Source organism: Streptomyces sp. NPDC015346 (genome assembly GCF_043078785.1).
GTDB lineage: Bacteria > Actinomycetota > Actinomycetes > Streptomycetales > Streptomycetaceae > Streptomyces.
On sequence record NZ_JBIBTW010000001.1, the window covers coordinates 31,071 to 43,761 of the forward strand.

Consider the following 12,691-nt stretch of genomic DNA (forward strand, 5'->3'; position numbering starts at 1 on the left):
ATCAGTTCTTGTACGCCTTGGCCGCGTCGGCCTCCAGCCGCGCCTGGGTCCCCGCGACGTCCTTCGGGTTCTTCAGGAAGTCCTGGAGCGCCTTCCACTCGCCCTTGCCGGGCGTGCCGCCGAACGACTGCGGCATCTGGTCCGACATGTCGAAGCGGAAGTCGTCCCCGGCCGCGATCAGCGCCTTGGCGATCTCGCGCTGCACGTCGTTCGGGTACGCCGCCGGGTCCAGGCTCTTGTTGGGCGAGAGGAAGCCGCCGGCCTTCGCCCAGATCGCCGCCGCGTCAGGCGAGGCGAGGAAGGTCAGCAGCGCCTGCGCCCCCTTGGTGTCCTTCAGCGCCACGGCCGCGTCGCCGCCCGTCACCACCGGGGCCTTGCCGCCCTCACCGACGGCGGGGAAGGGGAAGACCTTCGCGTCCGTACCGATCTTCGCGCTGGTCTGCGCGATGTTGACGGACACGAAGTCGCCCTCGAAGACCATCGCGCCCTTGGGCTGGTCGCCGCCGCTGAAGGTCTGGGTGACCGAGGCCGGGAACTCCGTCTGCAGTGCGCCGTCCGCGCCGCCCGCGATCAGATTCGGCTTGCCGAACAGCTCGCCGAGCGTGGTGAGCGCCTTGGTGACCGACGCGTCCGTCCACTTGATCTCGTGCTTGGCCAGCTGGTCGTACTTCGCCGGGCCGGCCTGCGAGAGGTAGATGTTCTCGAACCAGTCGGTCAGCGTCCAGCCGTCCGCGCCGCCCACCGAGACGGGGGTGACCCCGGAGGCGGAGATCGTCTCGGCCGTGGAGAGGAACTCCTTCCAGGTCTTCGGCTCGGAGGCCCCCGCGTTCTCGAAGGCCGCGTTGTTGTACCAGATCAGGGACTTGTTGGCGGCCTTGAAGTACACGCCGTACTGGGTGCCGTCGACGGCGCCGAGATCCTGCCAGCCCTTGGAGTAGTGGGCGGCGAGCTGGGCCTTGGCCTCGGGGCCCACCGGCTTGATCCACTTCTGGGCGGCGGCCTGCTGGATCGCGCCGACCTGGGGGAGCATCGCCACATCGGGCGGGGAGCCGCCCGCGATCTTCGTACCGAGGAAGTTCACGATCGGGTCCTGGGCGGGCACGAAGGTGACCGTCGCGCCGGTGCGCTTCTCGAACTCCTTCAGGACCTTGGTGAAGTTCTCCTGCTCGGGGCCGGTCCAGACGGCGGCGACCTGGATCTTCTCGCCCTTCAGGGAAGGCAGCGAGACGCCCTTGCCTCCGGCGCTCGGGCTCGGTGTTCCGCCGGGGTCCGCGCTGTCGGCGCCGCCGCACCCGGCGAGGGCGAGGGCGCCGAGCGCGGTGAGGGCGGTGAGGGTGGTGATCGCTTTCGCGGTCCTGGGGGTGCGAGATGTGCGAGGTGTGCGAGATGTACGAAGAGTTGTACGCATTGCTGCCCCGTCTCTCCTGTGCGCGTGCTCGTCCCGTGCGTGGCTCGTGCTCGTGCGTGGCTCGTGCTCGTGCCGACAGGTCTACGCCGGGTGGTGGGGGCCCGCAATACCGCCTTCCGTGTCCAACTCGGGATCGTGATGGGCTCGTGACGTCGTGTCAGGACGTGTGTCGGCCTGTGTCAGGTGTGTCAGCTGTGGGTTACGGGGGTCAGCGGAGCCACCGGTGTCGCGTCGACCGAACGGGCGGCGCGATCCAGGGCGGAGGCCAGCAGCGCCAGGTCGGTCGGGCCGTTGCCCAGTTCGCGGACGGGTCTGCGGGTGGGCGGGTCGCCCATCCGCTCCCACTCCAGCGGGACCACGGTCGGCCGGAGCGTCGCCGTGCGGGGGATCCGTCCCGTCACCCGGCCCGACTGGAACGGCGTCACCCGTCCGTCGGGGTGCCCGAGCCGGCCCCGGCCGGGCGCGGGGTCGTCGTGACCGGCCGCGACGGGGGCCGGGTCGAGCACGATCCGCAGCCGGGCGCCGTGGGCCAGCTCCGTGTCCGCCGTACGGTCCGGGCGGGCCGAGGTCGCGATCAGGTGCACCCCGAGCCGCTCGCCGCCGCGCGCGACCGCTTCGAGCGCGCGGACGACGGATCCGGCGGCGGGCCGTCCGGGCGATCCGAGCGCCGGTGCCACGAGCGCGTCGTAGTCGTCGACGAGGACGACGAGCCGGGGGAGGGGGACGCCGGTGGTGCCGGTGGTGGTGTCGGCCGTCCCCGGGCGGGCGGTGGTGTGCTGGTCGGTCCGTAGGTGCAGGGTCGCGCCGCTCTGCGGGTCGCGTTCCCCGCCGGGGCGGGGAACCCGGCCGTAGGCCTCGCCCTCACCGGCCCGCCGGGGCAGCCTGCCGCTGGGCCGGTCGCCCAGATCGTCGGCGCCGGAGCGGGCGGTCCGGCTGCCCGGGCGGGAGGGGTGGTCGTCGGCGGGGTCCGGGGTGTTCGTGTGGAGGGTGCGGCCGCTGGGGCGGTAGGTCAGGTCGTCGGCGCCGGGGCGGGGCGTGCGGGCGTTCGGGCGGGAGGCGTGGTCTTCGCCGAGGTCCGTATCGCTTGTGCGGAGAGTCCGGCCGCTGGGGCGGTACGTCAGGTCGTCGGCGCCCGGGCGGGTCGCGCGCGCGTTTGGGCGGGAGGGGTGGTCGTCGGCGATCGGGCGGGCGCCCTGGGGGCCGGGGCGGGCGCCGATCGGGCCGGGGTCAGTGCGCAGGGTGCGGCCGCCGGTGCCGTCGGGTGTGCGGGAGACGCGGCCGCTCGACGTGTCGGCGAGGGCGTCGGGGACACGGGCCGTCACCCGGGCGCCCGGGGCCACCGTCTCCGCCGCGCTCGCCGTGCGCTGGCCGATGAGCCGGCCGGCGCCCCGGCGGTCGGCGAAGTGACCGTCCCCCAGGATCTCCGCACGGCGCTTCAGCTCCGCCCCCAGTGCCTGGGCGAACTCCCGCATCCGGACCGGGTCCGAGGCCACCAGGTGCTCGGTGACGTGCGGCAGCTCCGTACAGGCGGCCAGGCCTTCGCCCCGCTCGCCCCCCGCGCCGTCGACCAGGAGCAGGCCGAGCCGGTCCGGGCGGCCGCCGGCCGCGAGGGACGCGGCGATCGACCGGAGCAGCTCCGTGCGCCCGCTGCCCGCGGGCCCCTCGATCAGCAGGTGCGGGCCCTCCTGGGTCAGGTCGACCGAGACCGGGCCGCGCGGTCCGGCGCCCAGGACGGCCGTCCCGTCCCCGGCCGAGGCCCAGCGGGCCATCAGCGAGGCGGGGGTGGCCCGGGCGAGACCCAGTTCGTCGAGCAGCCGGGAGGACCGGGGGAGCGCCGCCGCGGCGGTCCGCCCGTGCGCGGCGGGCGCATCGGTGCGCAGGGGGGCGACCGCCCGCGCGAAGCGCTCCGCCCAGGCGACCGAGACCGCGTCCACCACCCCGACGGTGCCGTGGCCCGCGGCCCGGCCTCCCGCCGTACGCAGCAGCCGCAGCGCCGTCGCCACGTCGCCGCTCAGCAGGGCGACCGCCCCGCACTCACGGAAGGCGAGCGAGGCCGCGCAGGCGCTTTCGTACGTCGCCGCGACCGGGGAGACGGGCGAGGCGGCCGGGGCCTCGGCCAGGCAGACGAGGTGGATGCCCGCCGCCGCTCCGGCTCCGGCGAGCCGCGCGGTCGTCTCGCGCAGGGCCGCGGAGCCGGGGTCGCCGTCCACGATCACGACCGTGACCGGTCCCTCGTGGCGCGCGGCCGCCTCGGCGACGGCGGCGCGGTCGGCGCTCGGCCAGCCCGGCCCGAGCGGCCCGTCGTCGAGCCGCCGGGTGAGCTCGGACGTACGGGCGTGGGCCTGTTCGCGGTCGTACGCGAGGAGGAGCCGGCAGTCCTGGCCGTGCGCCGGACGGAGGTGGGGGAGCCAGCCGAGCCAGCCCCAGGCCCGGCGCCGCTCCTCCAGGGGGCGGTTCCGGTCCGCGCTGATCAGTACGATCTCCAGGTCGCAGGGGGCGTGGAGCGCGGCGAGCTGGGCCACGACGGAGCGGGCGAGCCCGGCGAGCCGGTTCCCTGGCCCCGCGAGCCCCAGCGATCCGACCTCGCGCAGGCCGACCGTGACCGGCACCCCGGAGAGCTCGGCCCGGTCGGTCGTGCCGAGCCGGACCACCAGGGACTCGGGATGGTCCAGGGCCCGCTCCCAGAGCCGGGGGCCGGGGCCGAGCGCGGTGAGCAGCACGGTGGCCGGGTCGGGCCAGGTCTCGGCGGCCGGGGGGTGACCGGCGCTCCGGGCGGCCGTGCCGGACACGGCACCGCCGGCTTCCATGCCCGTCAGGGCCGCGGCGGCCTGCGGCTCCTCCTCCTTGGCGCCCGCGAACCGGCGGGCCCAGGCTCCTATGCCACGTCTGCCGCGCGGGGCCGGGGCCGTGGCCTGGCGACGGGTCTGCCGGGTCCTGCTGTGCCCCTCGCCTCCACCGCCCTCCCCGCCGTCCGCTTCGGCGCGTGCGTGGGCGGGGGACGGGGGGTGGGGGGAGCCGCCGTGCGTGACGTCCTGGGAGCGCGGGTCGGGGCGGCCGGGCGCCGCCGGCACCGGCGCGATGCCGACGCCGGGGCCGTACCGCTCGTACGTACCGTGTGCCGGGCCGCCGCGCCGGTGATCGTCCGCCTCCGGCCGGGAGCCGGCTCCACGGCCGTCGTCGTGGCCGGACCCGCCGGACCCGCCGGACCTGCCGGACCTGCCGAACCCGTCGGCGGGCGCGTCGGCTCCCGTGCCCGCGCGCGTGCCGGCCGACGGCCCGTACGTGCCGCCGGCACCCGTGCCCGCGCGCGTGCCGCCCGACGGCCCGGAAGTGCCGCCGTCGTGGCCGCCGAAGCCGCCGCGCGCGACCTCGCTCCCGTCGGCGACCGAGCCGGCCGCCCCGGCCGCACCCGCCTCGGGCGCGGTGGCCCGTCCGAGGTCGACCCGGAGGTGGCCCTCGCCGTCCGGGGTCGTCGCCAGCGCGTCCGTACCGCAGCCGCCGGGCGCCGCCAGGCGGAGGGAGGACTCGCCGAGGCGCAGCAGGGCGCCGGGGAGCAGCCGGACGGGGCGGTCGCCGACCGCCGCGCCGTCCAGCGTCGTACCGTTCGTGGAGCCGAGGTCCGCGACCGTGACCCGGCCGTCGCCGCCGACGGTGACGGTGCAGTGCACCCGGGAGACGTCCGGGTCGTCGAGCGGGACGTCCGCGTCCAGGGACCGGCCGACCCTGATCGGGCCGCCGTGCAGCAGGTGCACCCCGCCCGCGTCGGGCCCCGAGACCACGTGGAGACGGGCCGGGGCCCCTTCGCCGACCCGGTCGTCGTCGCCGGGGACCTGGAGGGTGAGCACCGCGCCGTCGACGAGCGGCGGCTCGCCGAGCGTGCGGCGGCGGGCGTCGAGCCGCTCACGGCCCGCGTACAGCACGGTCGTGCTGGAGGTGGAGGCTTCGGCGCCGGAGACGGCCGTGGCCAGGGCGGAGGCCACGGCGGCGAGGGCCGTGCCCGCCGGAGCGGTGACGAGCACGTCGCAGGCGCGCCCGGCGCCGTGGCCGGCGTGCGGCGCGAGGACGGTCAGCCGGATCTGCATCGCCGTCAGCGGTCCCTTCTGCGCGTGGTGCTCGGCAGGGGAACCGCCCCGTCTCTCCCCCCACCCGGCACGGACGCGTCGTCCGGTACAGGTCGGCACGGCGCGGGGGCTCCCGACCCCTGATGCGACGTGCTGTGTGCATCCTCGCACCTGCCACTGACAACACGCCCGCGGGTCGCCTCCAAGTGATCTTGAATGGTCGGCTGTGGACGTAAAAGTGCCTGGTTGGGCACGCCGTGCGTCGCTTCCCGCAACCCGCGGTACGACAAACGCGTCTTGTTTTCGGACAAGTCCGGCGTCGAAATCAGCCAGGGACGACCGCCGGGTGACCCGTTCGGCGGCACTAAAGTGGGTCGGACACCCTGAGGGGTCACAACACATAGGGGGACCCCCGGGTCACCCAGAACCACCCAGAACCATCCAGGGATCATCCAGGACCGTCGAGGACCACCCCGGACCACGATCAGCAGGGAGCGCGTGACGTGCGGCCTATCGGCAGCAAGTACCTGCTCGAGGAGCCGCTCGGACGCGGCGCCACGGGCACCGTCTGGCGAGCCCGCCAGCGGGAGGCGGCGGGCGCCGAGGCCGCCGTGCCGGGCCAGCCCGGAGAGACCGTGGCCATCAAGGTCCTCAAGGAGGAGCTGGCCAACGACGCGGACATCGTGATGCGCTTCCTGCGCGAGCGCTCCGTGCTGCTTCGGCTCACCCACCCCAACATCGTGCGGACCCGCGACCTGGTCGTCGAGGGCGATGTCCTCGCCCTCGTCATGGACCTCGTCGACGGCCCGGACCTGCACCGCTACCTCCGTGAGAACGGCCCGCTCACCCCGGTCGCCGCCTCGCTCCTCACCGCGCAGATCGCCGACGCGCTCGCCGCCAGCCACGCCGACGGCGTCGTCCACCGCGATCTGAAGCCCGCCAACGTCCTGGTCGCGGAGCGCGACGGCCAGATGCACCCGATGCTCACCGACTTCGGCATCGCGCGCCTCGCCGACTCCCCGGGCCTGACCCGTACGCACGAGTTCGTCGGCACGCCCGCGTACGTCGCGCCGGAGTCCGCCGAGGGCCGCCCGCAGACCTCGGCCGTCGACATCTACGGCGCGGGCATCCTGCTCTACGAGCTGGTCACCGGCCGTCCCCCGTTCGCGGGGGGCACCGCCCTGGAGGTCCTGCACCGGCACCTCAGCGAGGAGCCCCGCCGTCCCTCCACCGTCCCCGGCCCGCTGTGGACGGTCATAGAGCGCTGCCTCAGCAAGAACCCGGACCAGCGGCCCAGCGCCGAGAACCTGGCCCGGGGACTGCGCGCGGTCGCCGCCGGCATCGGCGTCCACTCGACGCCCGCGCAGATCGAGGCGGCCGACGGCGTCGGCGCGCTGCTCGCGCCCGACCCCTCGCCCGCGCCGGTCCCGGAGACGCCCGGAGCGGCCGATCCGACCCAGGTGCTGCCCAGCGGCGGCGGAGCGCATCGGTACGACCCGGCCGCCGCGACGAGCGTCATGCCGACCAGCGGTCCGGGTGCCGGCGGTCCGGCGGCCGGCGGCGCCGACCCGACCGCGGTCATGCCCCCCGTACCGTCGCACGATCCGCAGGCCCCTCAGGGCGAGGACCCGCACCCCTGGCAGAGCCAGCTGCGCGCCGCCCGGGACCGCAACGAGCAGACGCAGGTGCAGTACCTGGACCCGAGCCAGGACCCGCTGCGACGGCGCCCGCAGCGCCAGCCGCAGCCGCCGCAGCACCAGGCGCAGCAGTACGGGCAGCAGCCGCCGCAGTACCAGCAGCAGCAGCCCCCGCGCCCGCCGCAGCGGCAGCAGTACCCCCCGCAGCCCCAGCAGCAGCAGTACGCCCCCCAGCCGCAGCACCAGCCCCAGCCCCGGCAGCAGTACACGCCTCCGCAGCCGCCGCCCCAGGCGCCGGCCCCGCGCGAGCCGCGTCAGCCGCGGCGGCGCAGCGCCAACCCGATGCGGATCCCCGGCCTCGGCTGCCTGAAGGGCTGTCTGTTCACGGTCCTGCTGTTCGTGATCGCGGGCTGGCTCATCTGGGAGCTGACCCCGCTCCAGGACTGGGTGGCCCAGGGCAAGGGGTACTGGGAGGCCATCGGCGACATGATCTCGTCGGTCTCCACCTGGGTCTCCGAGATCGGAAGCGCGACCGGCACGGGCGGCACCACCGGCGGTGCTACCGGCGGTACGGGGCAGTAGAACCCGGCCGTACTGCCGATTTATCGACTTCCGGGGGGTGATTTCCCCTCGGAAGTCACGGCGGGCGCCCGCGGACGCGTAACTTTGTCGCGACCGCCAGCCGCTGAGGGAGCAGTCTTGGCACGGAATATCGGCAGCCGCTACACGGCCCACCAGATCCTCGGGCGGGGCAGCGCCGGCACGGTGTGGCTCGGCGAGGGTCCCGAGGGCCCCGTCGCCATCAAGCTGCTGCGCGAGGACCTGGCCTCGGACCAGGAGCTGGTCGGACGCTTCGTCCAGGAGCGCACCGCGCTGCTCGGGCTCGACCACCCCCGGGTGGTCGCCGTCCGCGACCTCGTCGTCGACGGCAACGACCTCGCGCTCGTGATGGACCTGGTCCGCGGCACCGACCTCCGTACCCGCCTCGACCGGGAACGCCGGCTCGCCCCGGAGGCGGCCGTCGCGATCATCGCCGACGTCGCAGACGGCCTCGCCGCCGCGCACGCCGCCGGAGTCGTCCACCGGGACGTCAAGCCGGAGAACATCCTGCTCGACATGGAGGGCCCGCTCGGGCCCGGCGGCGCCCACCCGGCGCTCCTCACCGACTTCGGCGTCGCCAAGCTCATCGACACCCCCGGCCGCACCAAGGCGACCCGGATCATCGGCACACCCGACTACCTGGCCCCCGAGATCGTCGAGGGCCTGCCGCCGCGCGCGGCGGTCGACATCTACGCCCTCGCCACCGTCCTGTACGAGCTCCTGGCCGGCTTCACGCCCTTCGGCGGCGGCCACCCGGGCGCCGTGCTGCGCCGCCACGTCACCGAGACGGTCGTGCCGCTGCCCGGCATCCCCGAGGAGCTGTGGCAGCTGATCGTCCAGTGCCTGGCCAAGGCCCCGGCCTCCCGCCTGCGCGCCTCCGAGCTCGCCGCCCGCCTGCGGGACGTCCTGCCGCTGCTCGCCGGGATCCCGCCGCTCGACGTGGACGAGCCGGACGCCGAGCCCGCCCCCGAGGCGCGGGAGGAGGACCCGTACCCGACGGGCGCCGCGCCGGCCGCCCCGCGCCGGGCCGCCGTCCCCCTGGTCCCCGGCGCCACCCCCGACTCCAACCGGGACACCCACACCTCCATGCGAGTGCCCGCCCCCGACGAGCTCGCCGGCGGCCCCCTCGGCACCGCCCGCGCCCCCCGCCCGGCCGGCGCCCGGCGCCCCGGCTCGGCCCGCCACAAGGCTGAGGCGGTCCGCAAGCGCCGCATCACCCTCTCGATCGCCGCGGTCGTCGTCGCCGGCGCGCTGGGAGCGGGCGGCTACCTGGCGACCGCGGGCGACTCCGACGTACCGCCGCAGGACTCGAAGACGTCCACGCAGCCGTAGGGCGAGGTCCACCCAGCCCGGCCCGGACGTCCACCCCAGCCGTAGGGCACGGCCCGCCGCCCCTCGGACCGGTCGCCGGGGAGGCAGGTCCGGGGCCTTGCCATGAGCCGTTACGCTGGACGCGTGGCAGTCGTCGATGTATCCGAAGAGCTGAAGTCCCTCTCCTCGACCATGGGGTCGATCGAGGCCGTCCTGGACCTCGAGAAGATGAGGGCCGACATCGCCGTGCTCGAAGAGCAGGCCGCGGCCCCGTCCCTGTGGGACGACCCGGAGGCGGCGCAGAAGATCACCAGCAAGCTTTCGCACCTCCAGGCCGAGGTCCGCAAGGCCGAGGCCCTGCGCAGCCGGATCGACGACCTCGCGGTGCTCTTCGAGCTCGCCGAGGAGATGGACGACCCGGACACCCGCACCGAGGCCGAGGCGGAGCTCGTCGTCGTCCGCAAGGCGCTGGACGAGATGGAGGTCCGTACGCTCCTCTCCGGCGAGTACGACGAGCGTGAGGCGCTGGTCAACATCCGCGCCGAGGCGGGCGGCGTCGACGCCGCCGACTTCGCCGAGCAGCTCCAGCGCATGTACCTGCGCTGGGCCGAGCGGCACGGCTACGGCACGGAGGTCTACGAAACCTCGTACGCGGAAGAGGCCGGCATCAAGTCGACCACCTTCGTGGTCAAGGCGCCGTACGCCTACGGCACGCTCTCCGTCGAGCAGGGCACGCACCGCCTGGTCCGCATCTCCCCCTTCGACAACCAGGGCCGCCGCCAGACGTCCTTCGCGGGCGTCGAGATCCTCCCGGTCGTCGAGTCGTCCGACCACGTGGAGATCGACGAGTCCGAGCTGCGCGTGGACGTCTACCGCGCGTCGGGCCCGGGCGGCCAGGGCGTCAACACGACCGACTCGGCGGTGCGCATCACGCACATCCCGACGGGCATCGTGGTCTCCTGCCAGAACGAACGCTCCCAGATCCAGAACAAGGCGAGCGCCATGAACGTCCTCCAGGCCAAGCTCCTCGAGCGCCAGCGCCAGGAGGAGCGCGCCAAGATGGACGCCCTGAAGGGCGACGGCGGCAGCTCATGGGGCAACCAGATGCGCTCCTACGTCCTCCACCCGTACCAGATGGTCAAGGACCTCCGTACGGACTTCGAGGTCGGCAACCCGCAGGCGGTCCTGGACGGCGAGATCGACGGCTTCCTGGAGGCGGGCATCCGCTGGCGCAAGCAGCAGGAGAAGTAACGCCGTTCGGCTGTGGTCCGACGACACCGGGCTCCTCGCGTCTGCGGACGCGAGGAGCCCGGCGCCGTTTCCGCCGGGCGTACGACGAGAGGTGACGCGGCGTCACTTCTTATCGGCCTGTCCCTACCGGCCTCTCACTGTCTACCGGCCTCCGTCTACCGGCCTCCGGCGGATTCGCGGGCGCAAGCGGAATGAGGGGCAACGGGCCGCTTTGTCGACAAGGGAACTGGCGTAGTGGGAGCGGAAGTTCCGCGTTTACGTCACAGTTGCATCCCCGCATGGCGGGCAACTGGTGATCTTTCGGACATCGCACGCGCAACGACCTTGACGCGTATGCGGAAACTCGCAAGGGTGGCGCCTGGCATGCGTATCTCTGGGGCGCGTGTGAACGGGGGCCGGGTCAGTTCGCGTGTGACCGCTCCCCAGTGTCCGTGCCCCTGAGCGCTGCTCCACTGACGAGATTGAGCTACTGGGGGTAGCAGCCAGATGACCAAGAAGACGCGCGTTCGTATCGCGCGCATAGCCGCCGGTGCCGTGATCGCCGCGGGTGCGTCCCTCACCGCGGCCGGTGCCGCGCAGGCCGTGGGCGTGGAGATCGGCCTCAGCGCCGAGATCGACGGCCAGCAGGGCGAGTCCTGCGAGATCGACCCGACGCTGTGCACTCCGCCGCCGGTCACGACTCCTCCGGTGACGACCCCGCCGCCGGTCACCACGCCGCCGGTCACGACCCCGCCGGTCACGACTCCGCCGGTCACCACGCCGCCGGTCACCACCCCGCCGGTCACGACTCCGCCGGTCACCACGCCGCCGGTCACGACCCCGCCCGTGACGACTCCGCCGGTCACCACGCCGCCCAAGCCCACCGAGCCGACGACTCCGGGTGAGACCCCGGCGCCGACCGTGCCGGGCGACGACTCCACCGGTGAGGGCCCGGGCACCTGCACCGTGGACCTCGACGGTGCCGAGTGTGTCGACAACAACAACACCGACACCAACAACGCCGGCTCGCAGCCCGTCGAGCAGGGCAAGGCCAAGGAGGAGCTGGCCGAGACCGGCGCCGCCGAGACCTCGTTCCTGATCATCGGCGCCGCGACGATGATCGCCGGTGGCATCGGCTTCCGGATGCTGCCGCGCCTCGTGGGCGGCGGGCGTGCCGCCGTCTGAGGCATGACCTGAGGCATGACCTGAGGCATGTCCTGTGACATGTGACGCATGACGAAGAGGGCCGGGGGGCGTACCCCCGGCCCTCTCTCGTGTCTCGTGTCCTTGCGTCTCGCGTGCCTTGCGTCCGGCTCGCTACGCGGTCTGCAGCGCCGCCAGCAGTGCCACCGCCACCACCAGGGCGACGAGCAGAGTCAGCAGCTTCGCCGGAGTCAGGCCCGTCGACGGGTCAAGTCGCTCCCGGTTCGCGCGGCAGACGGGGCAGCGGCCCTCTGCGACGGGGGCCGCGCAATTGGCGCACACCAATCGGTCATAGGTCATGCGCTCTCCTCCTCCCGCACGGGGATCCACACCGAGCTCAACGCTCGGCGGCACCCGGGCGTTCCCCCTACCACTGTGCCAGCTCCGAAGCTTTTCGGCGCGCCCCGCCGGATTGCACCTGTTCCGTCCGAAGGGACGAAAAGGATAAAGCACGCAAGCCCGGACCGCGACTGCGCGGGCCATCCCCGGTCGCGTAAGGTCGCGCACACCTACTCCCGGCCGACCGTGGTGCATCCGTGATCCGATTCGACAACGTCTCCAAGTCCTATCCGAAGCAGAACCGCCCCGCCCTCCGGGAGGTCTCCCTGGAGATCGAGAAGGGGGAGTTCGTCTTCCTCGTCGGTTCCTCCGGCTCCGGAAAGTCGACTTTCCTTCGGCTGATCCTTCGCGAGGAACGCGCCAGCCACGGCCAGGTGCACGTCCTCGGCAAGGACCTGGCCCGGCTCTCCAACTGGAAGGTGCCCCACATGCGCCGCCAGCTGGGGACGGTCTTCCAGGACTTCCGCCTGCTGCCCAACAAGACCGTCGCCGAGAACGTGGCCTTCGCCCAGGAGGTCATCGGCAAGCCGCGTGGCGAGATCCGCAAGGCCGTGCCCCAGGTACTCGACCTCGTCGGCCTCGGCGGCAAGGAGGACCGCATGCCCGGCGAGCTCTCCGGTGGTGAGCAGCAACGCGTCGCCATCGCGCGGGCGTTCGTCAACCGGCCCATGCTGCTGATCGCCGACGAGCCCACCGGCAACCTCGACCCGCAGACCTCCGTCGGCATCATGAAGCTGCTCGACCGCATCAACAGGACAGGGACCACCGTCGTCATGGCGACCCACGACCAGAACATCGTCGACCAGATGCGCAAGCGCGTCATCGAGCTCGAAAAGGGCCGTCTCGTCCGCGACCAGGCGCGCGGCGTCTACGGATACCAGCACTGAGCACATAGCAAGTAG

General features: G+C 73.9%; 8 protein-coding genes. 5 read left to right on the forward strand and 3 right to left on the reverse strand.

Going from position 1 to position 12,691, the window contains the following annotated elements:
* Position 1: 1 nt before the first annotated feature.
* Positions 2–1,408, reverse strand: a complete 1,407-nt coding sequence (locus ACF06X_RS00130) for an ABC transporter substrate-binding protein (RefSeq protein ID WP_392284896.1) — start codon at positions 1,406–1,408, stop codon at positions 2–4.
* Between the two features lie 188 nt (positions 1,409–1,596).
* Entirely contained in the window at positions 1,597–5,490 is a 3,894-nt protein-coding gene (locus ACF06X_RS00135) for an FHA domain-containing protein (protein WP_392284897.1), read from the reverse strand.
* A 482-nt stretch (positions 5,491–5,972) separates the two neighbouring features.
* On the opposite strand from ACF06X_RS00135, the gene ACF06X_RS00140 reads away from it, so the two are divergent.
* From ACF06X_RS00140 to ACF06X_RS00155, 4 genes are all read left to right on the forward strand, one after another.
* Positions 5,973–7,688 (forward strand): serine/threonine-protein kinase, encoded by a 1,716-nt coding sequence (locus ACF06X_RS00140; RefSeq protein WP_392284898.1) that lies wholly within the window; start codon positions 5,973–5,975, stop codon positions 7,686–7,688.
* Positions 7,689–7,805: 117 nt separating this feature from the next.
* Positions 7,806–9,038, forward strand: coding sequence for a serine/threonine-protein kinase (locus ACF06X_RS00145; protein ID WP_392284899.1), 1,233 nt, complete (start codon positions 7,806–7,808; stop codon positions 9,036–9,038).
* 123 nt (positions 9,039–9,161) lie between these two features.
* The gene (gene prfB, locus ACF06X_RS00150; RefSeq protein ID WP_392284900.1) at positions 9,162–10,268 is read left to right on the forward strand and encodes a peptide chain release factor 2; all 1,107 of its coding nucleotides are present in this window, start codon (positions 9,162–9,164) and stop codon (positions 10,266–10,268) included.
* A gap of 486 nt (positions 10,269–10,754) precedes the next feature.
* On the forward strand, positions 10,755–11,432 hold the full coding sequence (locus tag ACF06X_RS00155) for an LPXTG cell wall anchor domain-containing protein (RefSeq protein WP_392284901.1): 678 nt from the start codon (positions 10,755–10,757) through the stop codon (positions 11,430–11,432).
* 132 nt (positions 11,433–11,564) lie between these two features.
* On the opposite strand, the gene ACF06X_RS00160 is transcribed toward ACF06X_RS00155, so the two are convergent.
* Entirely contained in the window at positions 11,565–11,750 is a 186-nt protein-coding gene (locus ACF06X_RS00160) for a hypothetical protein (protein ID WP_158987805.1), read from the reverse strand.
* A gap of 236 nt (positions 11,751–11,986) precedes the next feature.
* On the opposite strand from ACF06X_RS00160, the gene ftsE reads away from it, so the two are divergent.
* Positions 11,987–12,676, forward strand: a complete 690-nt coding sequence (gene ftsE, locus ACF06X_RS00165; protein WP_147978208.1) for a cell division ATP-binding protein FtsE — start codon at positions 11,987–11,989, stop codon at positions 12,674–12,676.
* Positions 12,677–12,691: the final 15 nt, after the last annotated feature.